We start from the raw sequence: 16,396 nt of genomic DNA, 5'->3' as shown, positions 1-16,396 counted from the left end.
GGTAGCGAGCCTCTTGATCAGCCTTCCCGGCGACGCCTAGAGGCTATCCGGATCCCCGAAAAACATCTGAATCCGCGACCGCAACCACCGCTCCCCCGGATCATTATCCTGCGACCCTCGCCATGCCATATGCAGCTCAAACGAGCGCACGGGCAGCGGCGGGTCTTCGGCGCGCAACCCTCCCGCCGCGGTCAACGCTTCAGCCGCATAATCCGGCACGGTGGCCAGAATGTCGGTGCCCGCCAGCAAGGTGCCGAGCCCGTTGAACTGCGGCACGGCCAGTACTACGTGGCGTTTGCGGTCGAGTTTCTCCAGCTCTTCATCAATAAACCCGCTCAGGTCGCCGGCGAATGACACCAATGCATGGGGGCGTGAGCAGAAGTCGTCCAGGCTCAGCGAGCCGGGCACGCTGTCGGCGCGCAGCAGTTTTGGCAGGCTGCGCCGCAGTACCTTGCGTTTGGCATTGGCCGGCAGGTCGGCTGTGTAGCTGACGCCGATGGAGATTTCACCAGAGGCGAGCAGACTGGGCATCAGGATGTAATTGACGCGGCGTACCACCAGCACAATGCCGGGGGCTTCGGAACGCAGGCGTTTGAGCAATTGCGGAAGCAGGGCAAATTCCACGTCATCGGACAGGCCTATGCGGAACACGGCGGTGCTGGTGGCCGGGTCGAATTCGGCGGCGCGGCTGACGGCGGTGGAAATCGAGTCCAGGGCCGGGGAGAGCAGCGCGAAGATTTCCACGGCACGGGCCGTGGGCTCCATGCTGCGCCCGGTGCGTACAAACAGCGGGTCATCGAACAACCCGCGTAAGCGCGACAAGGCCGCGCTGATGGCCGGCTGGCCGAGGAACAATTTCTCGGCGGCGCGGGTCACACTGCGCTCATGCATCAAGGTTTCGAATACGATCAAGAGGTTAAGGTCGACACGACGCAGGTCGTTACGGTTCATCTTGTGTCCTGGAAGAGTCTGCAAACTTGATGTGAGCGGTCACACAGGAACCCATAAGGTCCTATTCAGAAGCATGACCGGCATGAATCTTACGGGGAAAGGCTGGTACTCTGCACCGGCTAATTGATTTTTCCTACGATAGTTGAGGTTTGCTCCTCCTTCGCGGAATCAATGACAGACATGTCGACTATTAATGGCGACCGGTGGTCTTACCTGGAAAGCCCAGATAAAGTTCATGGCATTAGAGGTTACTTTGACGAGGTTTGCGATGTCCCGCACGATCCGTTTTCACAAGTTTGGTCCGGCCGAGGTGCTCAAATGCGAAGAGCATGCAGCCGCGCAGCCCGCACCGGGCGAAGTGCAGGTGCGTGTCGAGGCAATTGGCATCAGCTGGTACGACATTCTGTGGCGCCAGAACCTGGCGTCTTCCCATGCACGCCTGCCTTCGGGCCTTGGTCATGAAATGGCCGGCGTTGTTGTCGCCCTCGGTGACGGCGTGGATGACTTGGCAGTGGGCGACAAGGTGGCCAGTTTTCCGGCCGAGAGCCCCAATGATTACCCGGTGTACGGCGAGCAGATCGTCCTGCCCCGTTCGGCGCTGACCCGGTACCCGGATGTGTTGAGCCCGATTGAAGCCAGCGTGCACTACACGCCGTTGCTGATTGCCTACTTTGCCTACATGGATCTGGCGCGGGTCAAACCGGGGCAGTTTGCCTTGGTGACCGATGCCAGCCATTGTTCCGGCCCATCGTTTGTACAGCTGGGCAAGGCCTTGGGTGTGCGGGTGATTGCCGCTACCAAAGACAGTGCCGAGCGCGAATACCTGCTGTCCCTTGGAGCGGAAAAAGTCATCGTCACCGAAGAACAAGACCTGCTCATGCAGATCAACAAGTTCACCGATAATCGTGGCGTGGACGTGGTATTCGATGGCCTGGGTGGCCCGCAGATGTCGCTGCTCGGTGATGTGCTGGCACCGCGTGGCAGCCTGGTGCTGTATGGCCTGCAAGGCGGCAACCAGACGCCGTTCCCGGCCTGTGCGGCGTTCCAGAAGAACATTCAGTTCTTCGTGCACTGTATCGGCAACTTCACCGGCAAGCCGGAACTGGGCATCATCCAGGATCAGGTGGCAGTGCAGCGCGCCTTGCGTGAGATCAACCAACTGACGGCCGATCGGGTGCTGGTCCCACTGAAAACCACGGTGTTTCCGTTCGGTAAGTTCGTCGAAGCGCATCGATACATGGACGAATGCCCGTGTCGCGAGCGTGTGGCGTTGCAGGTTGAAGCTGTTTGAGCTGTAGGAGTATTCGTAAAAGAATACTTTGGCGTCTGAGCCTATGAGGCAAATGCGCCATTTGACAGGGCTTAACCCGCATCGGGGTTGAGCCGCCGCGAGGGTGTTGCGCCCCGCAAACAATACCTTTTTTCCTTACGCCGCCCTGAATTCCAGCGCGGCGCTGTTGTGTGCGCGCCAAAAAAGTTCGGTCGCCTGCCCATCTGAACTGCTTTCAGGCGTTGTTCTGTATCTGTTAATCATTATTTGAGTGCCGATAATTGTGTCTTCGCTGTCATCTCAAGGATTGAGCAATGATTGAATACCTGACATTAACGTCTCGTACCTCTGAAACTAACGATGCACGGGTCGCCTTTTCGAAAGTGCAAAACAAATACGCAGCCGCTTTGCCTGAGCCAACAATGAGCGGATAACTAATCTGCGTCGGACGTTTCTTTAGTTGCTTAGTTAAAGTGGTGTAGGGCGTTGTCGGAATATTCCTAAGACATGCGGCCGGTCGCGCTGGAGGCCTCGCACGCCCACGGCTCGGCATCGATAGCGCCATTGACAGCTCCGGTGAGCGGTCCTGCGATTTTGTTGCAGGGTGCTAATGTTGAATCAACCTCGCACGATGCAACTGACGACAAACTTATAGATGTAATGGGTCGAGCAATGACAGTTGATAATTGCTTGAAGCTAATATTTCAATTCAGGTAGTAGAACGATGAGCGCTATTCATGAGCAAGCCATGAACTATGTTTACCAGCAAGTTCTGCAACGGTTGGTCGGGCACTTTACCCGTGACGAACGTACTGCACTGCAACTGTTGATCCAGCGAATTGTGGTAGCGGCCGGTGGCATGGAACAAGTAGGCAACTACAAAGTGCTGATTGCCCACGGCGGGGGTGAGGTCAGCAGCTACACCCTGGCGCTGTTGCGCGCGGCGCAACTGAGCATCGCCGGGCGTGCACCCAAGACTTTTCATCTGCGCGTGGCAACGTTGCGGCATCCGGGAATGACTCAGGCAACGCTTGATTCACTGCATCAGGGCTATGGCGCGTTGTTCTTCCATGATGATTCTCGGGTGGAACTGCTGATGGTCGAAAACCATGAAGTACTGCCCTTTAATCATCAGCGCCCGGCGTCCAGTGCCGGGCGTGAAGTCAGCCAGCGCAATATGCTGATGATAGGGCATCTGACGTCCGGGGACATCCGCGCCATCCTGTGCAACGACACGTATCTGGCCCTTGGCGATTTCTATCAGCGGGTCGCCACCTGGAACGGCGGTGTGCACGCGGTGGTCAGCGGCGATTCGGTGCGCAAGCAAAGCCAATACATCGCGTGGCTGAAGAAAAATGCCCTGGCAACCGGTCTCGCGTTCGCGCCCGGCAAGCCGACATCGCTCAACGGGTTGTTTGCCCGCATGGAAGAATGGAGCGTCGGCTGCTACCACGACCTCTATGGCGAGCACTACGCGGGCACCGAGAGCCCAGGCCGGGGCGGGCACCGGCATTTGGCCTACATCGGTATTGCCGACCTGCTCGACGATGTCGACGTCGCCCGCGCGCCGCTGCTTACGGAGTTTCTGGCTCACAAGCGGGACCCGTTCGAGTTCCAGTTCAGCCATCCAGCCTATCCAAACCCATTGCTCATGGCACATTTGTATGGCTTGCAGGCCCAATGCCTGCGTGAGCTGTCCTACGAGCACGGTGTCGAAGGTTTTGTTCGCCACGCGGCAGACTACATGCTGCGCAGACGCGTCCCCATTGAGTTGATCACCGAGGCGTCCAGCCCGGATGGGCGGGTATTGTCGACCACCTACGCCCAGGCGTTTTTTGGTCTGGACGAAAGTCAGTTGACTTGCCTGCTGTTCGCGCCTTTCGTTCAGCATGGCGAACGGCTGGAGGGCTTCTTGCGTCAATGCCATCCCGGCATGTTGGTTGCACTGCCCGAACTGCACAAGGCACTACAGGGCAAGCCTGCTGCGGACATGTTGCATCAGTGGCTGGTAGACACCAGTGGTTTGCCGCTGGCCTTATTGCAGCATTTGTATCGCAAGCGAACATTGCAGGCTGCGCACGGCTCTCGTATCCACAAACAACTGTTTAGCCGGCCCGAGGCCCGGATCGCCCAAGTGGCGGGGCGCTAGCACCGTGCATTGGTGCATAGATGCCGGTGAGCGGCGATGAACCTGAGGGGAGAGCGGCAGTCTGACTTCGCGTATCAGGCGGTGTACCGCTACATGATCAACCTGATCAACGAAGTCAGCCTGGAAACGCCGGTCAAGTTGCCGTCGTTGCGTCAGTTGTCGACACGGATGAACGTGTCGATCTCGACGATTCAGTACGCTTACTCTTTGCTGGAAAAGGAAGGGCGGGTCTACTCGGTGGCCAAGTCTGGCTATTTCGCCTGGCCGGTGGCGGCAAACCCGCCGGTCATGGCGGGCGCCGACTTGCTTGAGCGGCTGTATGCGGCGGCGCGACGACCAACCATGGTTGTGCTCAGTGGTGATGAGCCGGCGTTGTTGGGTTCACTGGATGGCGCTTTGCTTGCGCTGGAGCGCCAGCTGGTGCGCAGGTATCCACACCACCTGCAACCGTCGCAACCTAGTGGTGTATGGGAATTACGGGCGGCATTGGCGGCCCGTTATACCTCGTCGCCTAGCCATTGCTGGCAGGCCGACGAGGTGTATATCGGCGCCGATCTTCAGGGCGTACTGCAAATCCTGATCGACACGCTTGGCCTCGAGGGCACGGTGGTGCTGGCTGAATCGCCCTGCGATTACCTGGTCTTGCGCCTGTTACAGAGCGCTGGCGTGCGGGTTATCGAACTGCCCTGGCACGCCGATGGCAGCTTCGACTTGGCCACGTTCGAGCACCTGCTCAAGCACGAACCGGTGCACCTTGTGCTGCTGTCCTCCGTGGTCAGCATGCCCTCGGGTAATGCGCTGACGCTACCCGAACGGCTGCAAGTAGCGCATTTGCTGGAGCGGCATGCCTGTTGGTTGCTGGAAAACGACACGTTTGGCGAGCTGAGCTTCGCGTCGTCGCAGACGGCTTTGCGCAACCTGGTCAACCCACAGCGGCTGATTGTGTTTTCTTCGTTCGAAAAGGTGTTAGGGCCAGAAGCGCCGTTTGGGTACCTACTGACGCAGCAAATGGGCAGTGAGTTGCAGCGCCAGTTTTTGCTGCGCTCATTTCGACTTTCATCCATTCGGCAACGCGCCATTGCTCGGCTTTATGAGAGCGGGCGGTTGGATCAGCACTTGCAGACGTTATGCCAGCGCCTTCAGGAACAGGCGCAAGCCATGAGCCATCGGTTGGATGTGCATATGCAAGGGCGTGTGAGTTATCGAATGCCTATCGCCGGGGCAAGTTTCTGGTTGCAGTCGGTGGCGCCGGTGGATATGCGCCTGGTGTTCCAGCGCATGCTCGCCCAGCAGGTCGTTATTGCGCCAGGGGAGTTGTTCAGCCTCTTAGGCTTGCATCACCAGCATATGCGCTTGAGTCATACGTTCAGCGGCCACCCCAATCTGGATATTGTCCTGAATGCGCTGGCTCAGGCGCTGCTCCAGGCACAGACCGATTAATGTGTGAAACTTCTCTCCGAGTTGTGGGATCGATAACATCGCTCAGTAGTCTAACTCTGAGTAAACTGTCATTTTTTCCGAATCCTTATTTTCCGAGGTTTATGCATGACTATCAGTCCTTTTGCGGGCAAACCGGCGCCGGCTCAGTTGCTGGTGGATATCCCGCGACTGGTCACGGCCTATTACACCGGCCAGCCTGATGCAGCAATCTCTACCCAGCGTGTAGCCTTTGGCACCTCCGGGCACCGTGGCAGCTCGTTCGAGCTGAGCTTCAACGAATGGCATGTGCTTGCGATCAGCCAGGCGATCTGCCTGTACCGTGAAGCCCAAGGCATCACAGGGCCTTTATTTGTTGGCCTGGATACTCATGCATTGTCCACGCCGGCCGGTGCCAGTGCCCTGGAGGTGCTGGCTGCCAATGGCGTGCACGTCATGCTGGCTGAAGGCGATGAGTACACGCCGACTCCGGCGATCTCACACGCCATCATTTGCTACAACCGTGGTCGTACCAGCGGCCTGGCGGACGGCATTGTGATCACTCCGTCGCACAACCCGCCGCAAAGTGGTGGCTACAAGTACAACCCGCCCAATGGTGGCCCGGCCGATACCCACGTCACCAAGTGGATCGAAGCCAAAGCCAACGAACTGCTGGCCAACAAGCTCGCTGGGGTCAAGCGCATCACCCATGCCCAGGCGCTCAAGGCGGACACCACTCATCGCCATGACTACCTCAACAGCTATGTGGCCGACCTGATCAATGTGATCGATATGGATGCAATCCGTAGCGCTGATCTGCGCCTGGGCGTTGATCCATTGGGCGGGGCGGGGGTGCGCTACTGGTCGGCGATTGCCGAGCACTACCGCCTGAACCTGGAGGTGGTGAACACCGAAGTGGATTCCACCTTCCGCTTCATGAGCGTGGACTGGGATGGACAGATCCGCATGGACCCATCCTCCAGCTACGCCATGCAGAGCCTAATTGGTCTCAAGGAACGCTTCGACGTGGCGTTTGCGTGCGATCCGGACCACGACCGTCACGGTATCGTCACGCCCTCCGGCGGTCTGTTGGCGCCGAACAACTACCTGGCGGTGTCCATCGATTACCTGTTCCAGAACCGTCCGGACTGGCGAGCCGATGCGGCGGTGGGCAAAACCGTGGTCAGCAGTGGCCTGATCGATCGCGTGGCTGCACGTATTGGCCGGCGTCTGTATGAAGTGCCGGTGGGCTTCAAATGGTTTGCCGATGGCTTGTTCGAAGGCTCGTTGGGTTTTGGCGGCGAAGAAAGCGCCGGTGCTTCGTTCCTGCGTAAGGACGGCACGGTCTGGAGCACTGACAAGGACGGCCTGATCCCGGCCTTGCTCGCAGCGGAAATGACCTCGCGCAAGGGCCAGGATCCCAGCCAGATCTATCGTGGCCTGACCGATGCACTCGGCGAGCCGTTTGCCATTCGCGTGGATGCCAAGGCGACCCCGGCGCAGAAAGCCCTGCTGGGCAAGCTGGCGCCGGAGCAGGTGACGTCCACCCAATTGGCCGGCGAGAGCATTCAGCAGATCCTCAGCCATGCCCCGGGCAACAACCAGGCGATTGGCGGCTTGAAAGTCATGACTGAAAACGGCTGGTTTGCCGCACGGCCATCGGGTACCGAGGACATCTACAAGATCTACGCCGAGAGCTTTATCGGCGAAGAACACCTCAAGCAGCTGGTGGAAGAGGCGCAGGTGCTGGTAGACGGCGCAATTTCCCAGTAACTGTGTAGGAGGGGGCTTGCCCCCGATAGCGGTGGGTCAGTCACACATGTGTTGACTGGCATAACCTCATCGGGAGCAAGCCCCCTCCCACATTAGATAGCAGCATGATGCAAGATCAGGCCAGGTCGACCAGCACGATCTCGCTGTCCTCGATCGCCGTCACCCGCAATACTTGCTCATCCTCAACGGCCACGCCGTCTCGCGCCTGTGCGCGCAAACCATTGACTTCAATTACGCCGGTTGCCGGCACCAGGTACGCCCGGCGTCCGTTGTCCAGCCTGTATTCGGCGCTTTCCCCAACTTTCAGGTTCGCCGCCACCAAGCGTGCATCGGCACGAATGCGCAGGCTTTCACTGTCGCCAGCCTTGCCGCTGGCCAGCGTCACAAAGCCTTCACGATTACCTTGCGGAAACGGCTTGGCACCCCAGGACGGTGGTAAGCCGGCCTCATTGGGGATGATCCAGATCTGGAAGATCTTGGTGGGGGTGGCTTCCAGGTTGTACTCGCTGTGGGCGATCCCGGTACCAGCACTCATCACCTGTACATCGCCCGCCTCGGTGCGGCCTTTGTTGCCCAGGTTATCGGCATGGCTGATTGCGCCTTCGCGTACGTAGGTGATGATTTCCATGTCGCGGTGCGGGTGCTGGGGGAAACCGCTGCCAGGCGCGATGATGTCGTCGTTCCAAACCCGCAAATTGCCCCAGTGCATACGCTCGGGGTCGTGGTATTCGGCGAATGAAAAGTGGTGATGGGCGTCGAGCCAGCCATGATGGGCACCGCCGAGGGTGTTGAAAGGTCGAAGTTCAAGCATGATCGTCTCCTGTGAATGAGCCCATCATCCAGCAGCGCATGATCGATAAAAAGCGTAAAAAATGCCTGATTCCTATCCATTAATTCGATCATTGAAACCTGCTTCAACTTTCACTTCATCGCCTAACTCCATGACAGCAAAGCAATTGGCTGGAACTGAGCGCCGATTCCGGCGACCATGGCGGTCTTGTCAAAGCCAAGCTCATCGCAGGAGTCCGCGTGCCGCAACAAAAGCCTGATCTGCCCCCTGAACTGCGCCCCTTGGCTGAAATGCCGTTATTGAAGCGGCTGGCCGCTCGCCTGTTCGGCCATGGTCTCACCCGTTTGCGCGCGCAGCATCGGTTTTCCTGGCTGCATGGCCAGGCCGACGGTTTTCGCAATGGGCATGAAGCCGGTGTGGAATATGGGTATCGCGAGGGCAAGGCCGATGGTCTTGAAGAGGGCCGGCAGGTCCTGTTGATTCGCGACTTTCGCCCTGATGAGCACCGAGCGCCCGGTGTGGATGACAGCCTGTTCGACGATTGGCGATTGCCGCTCACCGCCGATGTGAAGAAGCGCATGAAGGCGGATGTGGCGCGCCTGCTGCCAGCCCACGCGCAGCCGAGCACAGCGCAGTGGAAGATGATCTTCAGCGACACGCCCTCGACCTCGGTGATTGCGGGCGCCGGCGCAGGTAAATCGACCTCCCTGGTGTTGCGTATCTTGTTGCTCACCCATTACCTGGGTTTTGAGTTGAGTTCGATGACCGTGGTGACGTTCACCCGCGAGTCGCGCAAGGACTTCATCAACAAGCTCATGGAGATTCTGAGCCTGTGGGGCCAACCCCTTGACCTGAAACAAGCCCAGGCGGTGGTGCGTACGTTTCACTCGCGTATCCTGCCGATGGTGCGCAGCCTGCCGGGTTTTGAACGGCTGCAAGCCTTTGAAAACCTCAGTGGCGGCTTCGAAGACGCCGATAGCAATGCCTTCGATCTACGTATCAGTGATGCCCAGCGCCAGCATATGAACGCCTGTTATCACCGTTTGCAGGGGCATCATGCGCGTTTTCGCGAGTTGATTGCGCCGCTGGCTCGCCAGGGCCTGCAGCTCAAGGAGCTTGAGCGCGATCATCCGGACGTGCAAAAGCGCATGGCCGTGACCGAGTTGGCGGCCAAACGTGATGAAGAACTCTGCGACGTGATCGAGGACCTGTGGTTCCGCGCGGGCGCCTGGCCGATCAAAGGCATCGAACCCAGCCGTCAGACTTTTGAAATCAACGGTGCCAAGTTTCATTGCCACGGCTATATCCCGCAGTTGGATGCCTGGGTCGTATTGGGTTTCGATGCGCGGGAAAACGCGGGGATCAGCCGCCCAAACTCAAAACTATCGGTGCGCGCAGAGTGGGCGGTAAAGCGCACCCTGTTTCAAGCTTTCTGCCATAAGCCGTTGATATGGCTTGATAACTACGAGTCATCCAGGCGCCTTTTAAGCAGTCTGGCCGGCGAGGCCACGGCCGGGCCGGGCTTTGATTACAAGGTCAAGGGTGAACTCGCCTCGGCGCCGCTGCTGGACAGTTTTGTCATGGCTGCCGGGTTTATCGAGAACCTCGGGCTGGACGTACCGACGGCTGTGGGCCAGATGAGCTTCGCCAAGGACGACCCGGATCGGTTGTTCTTCGAGGCCTTGAGCATTTTCTGGAAGGCCCTGGAAGACCACCTGCTCGATCAATCACCGCCGATCATGACCTACAACCGAATGTTTTCCCTGTTTGGCGAAAATACCCCGGAGAACCTCAAGCTGCTCAGTGATCCCTTGCTGCGGCCGATGTCACACCTGATGATCGACGAATTCCAGGATGTATCGCCGCAGATTGTCTCGTGGATCCGTGCCGCGCTGCGGGAAATCCGCAGTCGCGGCCCGGCCATGCACGTCGGGCGTGGGGCGCAACGCTCATCCTTGCTGTGTGTCGGCGATGACTGGCAGTCGATTTATGGCTGGCGCGGCAGTTCGCCCAAGTACTTCATGGAATTCAACCAGGAATTTGTCGCACCGAGCACCACTCGCGTGATGCTGGGCGAGAACTACCGCAGCCACCAACACATCATCGACGCGGCCGAGCATATCGTGCGCACTGCACCGGCTATCCCCGGCAAGAAGGCCAAGGCCAGTGGCGAGCCCAAGGCATTGGTGCCGGTCACCGTGCTGGAGCGCGACGACGCGGCGCTCGGCCGGCGGTTGCTGGAGCATTACCAACGCGGGGATACGGTCTTGATGCTTTATCGAAAAAGCAGCGATAAGTTGCTGATTCAAGAGAATATTCAGTCTGTTGTTAATGTGGATTCTAGCTTGCCGGTCCACGAGCGCCGTCTGAAACAGCTCACTTACCACAGCGCCAAGGGCCTGCAGGCCGATGCAGTATTTCTGCTTGGGGACTGCCAGCATCTCACCAGCTCGCCCTACAAAAACCAGGTCTACCGCATGGCGGGCTTGGGCAAGGAAGGTGACAGCGAGCCGTACGACAATGCGCAAAAGGACGAAATACTACGACTGGCCTACGTCGGTATTACCCGAGCGGTCAGCCACTGCTACTGGTATGTGGAAAAGCCGGAGGGCCAGGGTGTAAACGTGCCCAGGGCTTCCGAGCGGGTGGATGGCAAGAAAGCGTTTTTCGACGATCAGCGCTGAACCTTCAGCTGACACACAGCAAAATGTGGGAGGGGCTTGTCCCCTCCCGCATCAGGTAATCGGCGGCTGACAAATGCTGTTCAGGCCCGCAACGACAACGGCGGCACAAAACACTCCAGCTCATCCTCCACGGCCTCGATAATGCGCTCCACATCAGCGGCGTTCATCACTGTGGCGCAAGGTATGCCGGCGATGGCGATCAATGTTTCACCGCTGGCGCGGTCGAACAGGCGGGCGATCATGCTGCCGGGGGCGTCCATACTCCCCTCGAAACCCATCGGATGAAAATGCCAGCGCATCAACTGGCACGCATTGGGAAAAGTCACTTTGTTCATGTTGCCCACCTTGTTCATTGAGCGCTTCCTTTAGCTCGCGGCAGGGGTCAGGACCTTCGTTGGTCAAGACGTCGAAGAGTTTAAAAATAGCATTCGTTCGCAAGTACAAGGTGAGTTTTTCGGCCCCGTTCGGCGGTTCTTTTACCTGATTTTGATGTGGATCATGTCCTACAGCAGATTAGGCAAAAGGCCATTATTTCGAATGGTCGTCTGGCCATTGTGGGGGGCGGGTAGATTTAGGCAATCTCAAGCATTTTGGTCGCTGTGCTGGCGCAGGATTCGACTTGCTCCCGATGGCGGCCTCAGGGCCGACCAGGGTGCTGGATCAGACCGAGTACATATCCATTGCTTGGTGTGCCCGTAATCCGCCATGGATTTGGGGGGCCGCCGCCACGCGCCATCCATGGCGCGGGGCGGCTAAACCGGCATCCCTGCCGGTTTACCCACCAAATCCCTGTCGAATTCCGGCCAGCGTGGTTTAACGGGGCGCCTGAGATCAAGATCAAAAGCAGATCAAGAGCAAGAGCGGCTCGCTTCGCATCGTGGTTACGTTGGCTGCTATCAAGTTGTGCAACGTCGGTCTATATCGCACCGGACGTTAATTGACACTTTTCAGATAATTAACCGGCCACTGGTTAAATAAATAATGGCGTCATGATTAAGACATTTTCTGTCAACTATTCCGAATGGAAAGAACGGTTGTCACTGTGAGAGATTTCGGCCGCAACACGTAACACTCTCACATAACTGATTATCAACAGGTGACTTATATGTCTTCCATAGAAAGCCTTCCCATCGGCGGTACATGGACCCAGTCCGAGTTACGTGGCACAGACCAGCGCGAACGCCTGGAGGCCAGACGCGGCGAGCCTTCAGTGCTGGTCGGCGGGGCAGGCGGCGACCAGCTGGTGGGGCGTCAGGGTGCCAATACATTCAAATATGAAAAAAGCACCGACTCCCTCAGCGATGATCCGGACACGATCCTGAATTTCAATCCGAAAGAAGATGAGATCGATGTGTCCCTGATGTTAAAGGACCACGCTATATCGGCAATCAATATTCAACCAGGCCCGCCTGTGGAGGTGGGCGATGTGCAACTGAGCCACGCGTTCGGCGTGAGTACATTGACTATCAAAGTCAATGCCGAAGGGCCGGACTTTTCCGTACGCGTTGATGGTGTAAATCTGTTGCCGCAGCATATCAATTTCTTCCATTCGGATTAAGCCTACGGGTTCTCCAGGTCATGCCCCAGCGACTGGATAAACAGTGAAAACAACTCGGGCTGTGACGAGATATCGAGCTTGGCGTAAAGGTGCCTGCGGTGCACTTTGACCGTGTCCGGCGAGATCTTGAGGCGTTCGGCCATGGCCTTGGAGGAAAACCCCCGCAACACCAGGCGAGCGATTTCCAGCTCGCGGTCCGACAGTACACCACTGCCGAAATGACTCAGCGCGTCCCGGATCTGGCTGTCTATTGCCGGCGCTCGCTGAGTGCTTTGCTGCCAGTGCTGCTGCATCAATGGCAGCACCCAAGCGGCCAGTGTGGTCAACAGCCCGGTTTCCTCGAAGCTGAAGCGTCGCTGCATGCCCAGGGACAGTGAAAGCGTGCCCGTGCCGGGCAATTGCAGGATCAACTGCACTTCGTCTTCCAGCACGTTGTCGTGGAAGTAGTTGAGGAAGTACTCACTCTGGCGAAAATGGTCCGGCGCCACTTCCTCCAGGCGGTACACGCCGCTGGCATAGTTCTCGCGGCACGCCTGGTAGAACGGGTCGAGCAGGTACAGACCGTTGAGGTACACCAGCATCGACGCCGGTTTGCTGCTGGGCTGGGCGTCGTACTCCTCAAGGGCCTGGGGCGGGCCGTCCAGCGGGTAGAAAATCGCCAGGGCGTTATCGAAGGGCAGGCATTGGTGCAATAACAGCACTAATTGCTTCCAGAACCGTTCGGTGCCGATTTGTGACAGGGTGCGTCCCAACCCCGCGTGCATGCCGATTTCCCGGAACAGGCTCATATCACTGGCTCCCCTCAAAAGATCGACCAAGGGTTCGGCTTTTAGCCGGTACCGTCAAGGGGAGTACGCCAATAGGGGAATTGGCCTACCGGCCCGTCAGCCGATAACGTCACCACTATTCAACGGGAAGCATATCCCGCACACACACATCATTTTTCGTTTTTGCCTCACACCAAAAACAACGACAGAGGATAACGATATGAGCGCTACCCCCACGCCCGATGGCGTGCTCAAGCCCACCTTGAGCGTCTTTGATGTAGTGGCTATCACCGTTTCCGCGGTGACGCCGGCCAGCTCCGTATTTGTGATCGCCCCGTTCGCCATTCAGCAAGCGGGCAGCGGCGTGTTCCTGGCGTTTGTGATGGCCGGGTTGCTGGCGTTGATGTTCGCCTTCTGTTACGCCGAACTCGGCCGCGCCCATAACAGTGCCGGTGGCGAGTATGTGTATGCCAAGCGCGTGTTTGGTGGCATGGCCGGCTACGCCACGTTCCTGACAGTGCTGGTGATGTTGCTGTTTATCCCGCCGGTATTGGCCACTGGTGCGGCGACTTATCTGAATAATGCCTTGGGTACGAACTTCGACTCCCAAACTGTCGCCCTGGTGATCGTGGTGTGCAGCTACGCCCTGGGCATTCTCAATATCAAGCTCAATGCCTGGATTACCGGCACCTGCCTGCTGTTGGAAGTGGCAGCGTTGCTGGTGATTGTGGTGATCGGCTTCGGCAACCCGGTGCAGCCGGCCAGCGTATTGTTCCAGCCGCAGATCGTCGAAAACGGCGTGTTGCACCTGGCGCCCTGGGCCCTGGTGATCGGTGCTGTCGGTATTGGCCTGTTCTCATTCAATGGCTACGGCCCGGCGGTATTGCTGGCCGAAGACATGAAATGCGGCGGCAAAGGGGTACACAAGGCGGTGCTGTGGTCCCTGGGGTTGGTGGTGGTGATCGAACTTGTGCCAATCACCGCACTGTTGATCGGCGCGCCGTCCCTGAGTGAGATGATCAGCAGCCCCGACCCCATTGGCTATCTTTTGACCAGCCACGGTAATGAAACCCTGTCGCGGTTGGTCAGTGCCGGGATTTTCCTGTCGGTGTTCAACGCGATTGTGGCCATTGTCATCCAGATCGGCCGGGTGGTGTTCAGCAGCGGACGCGATGCACTGTGGACGCCGAGTATCAACAAGCTGTTCACGCGGATTCATCCGCGCTGGGATTCGCCGTGGCTGGCTACGTTGTTCCTGGCGATTCCTTCGGCGCTGTTGAGTTTCAGCTCGAACCTGGCGGACCTGACGTCGTTCAGCGTGTTGCTGATCATGCTGGTGTACCTGGTGGTGGCGCTGAGCGCGCTGATGAGCCGGGTGCTGCTGCGTGATCGCGAACATCCCTATCGCATGCCATTGTGGCCGTTGCCGGCTGTGCTCGCGGTGCTCGGCGCGGGGTATCTGTTGGTGACCTTGATCCTTGAGGCGTCGATGCGCGACATCATGGTCATTATCGGCTTGCTGGCGCTGTCGGTGATTTTGTATTGCATCAGTGGCCGGTCGAGTCCGGTCTTTCAGAAATTGTAGGGAGTGGGTATGCGCGCACGTCAATTGGGTATCACGCTGGGGCTGGGCACGCCTGGCGAATTGAATGCCATCACCGATGTTCCCGGGGTTCGCGTCGGCCACACCACGCTCAAGACGCGTATCGACGGCAGGCAGGTGCGTACCGGCGTGACGGTGGTCCAGCCGCGCGCCGGTGAGGCCCGGCATCAACCCTGTTTTGCCGGGTACCACGTGCTGAACGGCAATGGTGATGCCACCGGCCTTGAGTGGATCAACGAGGCCGGGTTTTTGACCACTCCGATGGCCATCACCAACACCCACAGCGTCGGGATCGTGCGTGACACCTTGATCGCCCTGGAGCGCGAACGCCTGCAAGACCCCGCGGTGTACTGGTGCATGCCGGTGGTCATGGAAACCTATGACGGCCTGCTCAACGATATCTGGGGCCAGCATGTGCAACCTGAGCATGTGCGCCAGGCACTCGACCATGCCGAAACCGGCCCGGTGCAGGAAGGCGCCGTGGGCGGCGGCACCGGGATGATCTGCCATGAGTTCAAGGGCGGCATCGGCAGCGCATCCCGGCGCTTGTCGGTGGAGCAGGGCGGCTGGACCGTCGGCGTATTGGTGCAGGCCAACCATGGCAAGCGCCAGGAGCTGCGGGTCGATGGCTACCCGGTGGGCCGACATTTGATGGACATTGCTTCGCCCTTTGCCGAGCAGGGCACGCCCGGCATGGGGTCCATCGTGGTGATTATCGCCACCGACGCGCCATTGCTGCCCCATCAGTGCAAACGCTTGGCGCAGCGGGCGTCCATCGGTATCGCACGTACCGGTGGCGGCACCGAGGATTCCAGCGGTGACTTGTTTCTGGCCTTTGCCACCGGTAATCAGGATTTGCCGCAGGCGGACTACGGGCGCAAGGACCTGCCGCTGCGTACCGCGTTGCATATGGTCAATAACGATCACATTTCTCCACTGTTCAGCGCGGCGGCGGAGGCAGTGGAAGAAGCAATCATCAACGCGATGCTGGCAGGGGAAGACATGACCACACAGGCGGGTGTCCAGGTGCCTGGCCTGGCCGGCGAGACCCTCTTGGCAGCATTGCACAAGTGTGGCTGGAGTGTGTCCCGGTAATAGGGGGCACTGCACTTTAATAGTGCAAATAGTGGCTATTTAATGCCGCTAATGACACCGTGACAATATATTGGATCCATTACTCAAGTGCGCCGCTCAACTCGGAGCGGCTTTACTGCTATTTAATATTTAAATAATACGGCGCTCGAATTCGGCGGGTAAAAGCAAGCGTTCCCAATAAACACTACGTGGGACTTCCTCAAGTTGAACCTGTGTCACATTTTTGCTGTGGAAATAGATGTAGACGAAAGATTTCAAGTTGTGTCAGTTTTCTTACGCCTTCAAAAGAGGTGAGTGATAGGACTATCCTCGCCCGCGAGGTTCCTATCGAACAAAGACT

General features: G+C 58.3%; 12 protein-coding genes. 8 read left to right on the top strand and 4 right to left on the bottom strand.

The features are described 5' to 3' along the window. Positions 1–36: 36 nt before the first annotated feature. On the bottom strand, positions 37–951 hold the full coding sequence (locus tag PSEBG33_RS12995; RefSeq protein ID WP_005788466.1) for a LysR family transcriptional regulator: 915 nt from the start codon (positions 949–951) through the stop codon (positions 37–39). Between the two features lie 268 nt (positions 952–1,219). Here PSEBG33_RS12995 and PSEBG33_RS13000 point away from each other — a divergent pair, with 268 nt between their 5' ends. From PSEBG33_RS13000 to pgm, 4 genes are all read left to right on the top strand, one after another. Next, complete coding sequence (locus PSEBG33_RS13000) at positions 1,220–2,242, top strand: zinc-dependent alcohol dehydrogenase family protein (RefSeq protein WP_005788465.1); 1,023 nt, start codon at positions 1,220–1,222, stop codon at positions 2,240–2,242. Positions 2,243–2,945: 703 nt separating this feature from the next. Beyond that, complete coding sequence (locus PSEBG33_RS13005; RefSeq protein ID WP_005788464.1) at positions 2,946–4,370, top strand: hypothetical protein; 1,425 nt, start codon at positions 2,946–2,948, stop codon at positions 4,368–4,370. Between the two features lie 36 nt (positions 4,371–4,406). Then, positions 4,407–5,810: a PLP-dependent aminotransferase family protein gene (locus PSEBG33_RS13010; RefSeq protein ID WP_005788463.1), complete on the top strand. Its 1,404-nt coding sequence runs from the start codon at positions 4,407–4,409 to the stop codon at positions 5,808–5,810. Between the two features lie 105 nt (positions 5,811–5,915). Then, positions 5,916–7,559: a phosphoglucomutase (alpha-D-glucose-1,6-bisphosphate-dependent) gene (gene pgm / locus PSEBG33_RS13015; RefSeq protein ID WP_005788462.1), complete on the top strand. Its 1,644-nt coding sequence runs from the start codon at positions 5,916–5,918 to the stop codon at positions 7,557–7,559. 115 nt (positions 7,560–7,674) lie between these two features. Here the strand turns inward: pgm and PSEBG33_RS13020 are convergent, their stop codons facing one another. After that, positions 7,675–8,370, bottom strand: a complete 696-nt coding sequence (locus PSEBG33_RS13020) for a pirin family protein (protein ID WP_005788461.1) — start codon at positions 8,368–8,370, stop codon at positions 7,675–7,677. Positions 8,371–8,588: 218 nt separating this feature from the next. Between PSEBG33_RS13020 and PSEBG33_RS13025 the strand changes: the two genes are divergently transcribed. Further along, entirely contained in the window at positions 8,589–11,033 is a 2,445-nt protein-coding gene (locus tag PSEBG33_RS13025; RefSeq protein WP_005788460.1) for a UvrD-helicase domain-containing protein, read from the top strand. Between the two features lie 80 nt (positions 11,034–11,113). Here PSEBG33_RS13025 and PSEBG33_RS13030 read toward each other — a convergent pair whose 3' ends face one another. Beyond that, a complete protein-coding gene (locus PSEBG33_RS13030; protein WP_005788459.1) occupies positions 11,114–11,386 on the bottom strand; it encodes a DUF1652 domain-containing protein in 273 nt (90 codons plus the stop codon). Between the two features lie 752 nt (positions 11,387–12,138). Between PSEBG33_RS13030 and PSEBG33_RS13035 the strand changes: the two genes are divergently transcribed. Further along, on the top strand, positions 12,139–12,591 hold the full coding sequence (locus PSEBG33_RS13035; protein WP_005788458.1) for a M10 family metallopeptidase C-terminal domain-containing protein: 453 nt from the start codon (positions 12,139–12,141) through the stop codon (positions 12,589–12,591). Positions 12,592–12,593: 2 nt separating this feature from the next. Here PSEBG33_RS13035 and PSEBG33_RS13040 read toward each other — a convergent pair whose 3' ends face one another. Beyond that, positions 12,594–13,379, bottom strand: coding sequence for a helix-turn-helix transcriptional regulator (locus PSEBG33_RS13040; protein WP_005788457.1), 786 nt, complete (start codon positions 13,377–13,379; stop codon positions 12,594–12,596). Positions 13,380–13,578: 199 nt separating this feature from the next. On the opposite strand from PSEBG33_RS13040, the gene PSEBG33_RS13045 reads away from it, so the two are divergent. Further along, positions 13,579–14,943, top strand: coding sequence for an APC family permease (locus tag PSEBG33_RS13045; protein WP_005788456.1), 1,365 nt, complete (start codon positions 13,579–13,581; stop codon positions 14,941–14,943). Positions 14,944–14,952: 9 nt separating this feature from the next. Continuing rightward, positions 14,953–16,056, top strand: a complete 1,104-nt coding sequence (locus PSEBG33_RS13050) for a P1 family peptidase (protein WP_005788455.1) — start codon at positions 14,953–14,955, stop codon at positions 16,054–16,056. Positions 16,057–16,396 lie beyond the last annotated feature (340 nt).

Source organism: Pseudomonas synxantha BG33R (genome assembly GCF_000263715.2).
Taxonomy (GTDB): domain Bacteria; phylum Pseudomonadota; class Gammaproteobacteria; order Pseudomonadales; family Pseudomonadaceae; genus Aquipseudomonas; species Aquipseudomonas synxantha_A.
The sequence above is the reverse complement of the archived record's forward strand: the minus strand, read 5'-3'. Positions and strand labels throughout refer to the sequence as shown.

Bases quoted from the DNA above. Each gene is read 5' to 3' on its own strand.
- PSEBG33_RS13000 (WP_005788465.1), top strand. From the start codon at position 1,220: ATGTCCCGCACGATCCGTTTTCACAAGTTTGGTCCGGCCGAGGTGCTC.
- PSEBG33_RS13045 (WP_005788456.1), top strand. From the start codon at position 13,579: ATGAGCGCTACCCCCACGCCCGATGGCGTGCTCAAGCCCACCTTGAGC.
- PSEBG33_RS13005 (WP_005788464.1), top strand. From the start codon at position 2,946: ATGAGCGCTATTCATGAGCAAGCCATGAACTATGTTTACCAGCAAGTT.
- PSEBG33_RS13035 (WP_005788458.1), top strand. From the start codon at position 12,139: ATGTCTTCCATAGAAAGCCTTCCCATCGGCGGTACATGGACCCAGTCC.
- pgm (WP_005788462.1), top strand. From the start codon at position 5,916: ATGACTATCAGTCCTTTTGCGGGCAAACCGGCGCCGGCTCAGTTGCTG.
- PSEBG33_RS13020 (WP_005788461.1), bottom strand. From the start codon at position 8,370: ATGCTTGAACTTCGACCTTTCAACACCCTCGGCGGTGCCCATCATGGC.
- PSEBG33_RS13050 (WP_005788455.1), top strand. From the start codon at position 14,953: ATGCGCGCACGTCAATTGGGTATCACGCTGGGGCTGGGCACGCCTGGC.
- PSEBG33_RS13040 (WP_005788457.1), bottom strand. From the start codon at position 13,379: ATGAGCCTGTTCCGGGAAATCGGCATGCACGCGGGGTTGGGACGCACC.
- PSEBG33_RS13010 (WP_005788463.1), top strand. From the start codon at position 4,407: ATGAACCTGAGGGGAGAGCGGCAGTCTGACTTCGCGTATCAGGCGGTG.
- PSEBG33_RS13030 (WP_005788459.1), bottom strand. From the start codon at position 11,386: ATGAACAAGGTGGGCAACATGAACAAAGTGACTTTTCCCAATGCGTGC.
- PSEBG33_RS12995 (WP_005788466.1), bottom strand. From the start codon at position 951: ATGAACCGTAACGACCTGCGTCGTGTCGACCTTAACCTCTTGATCGTA.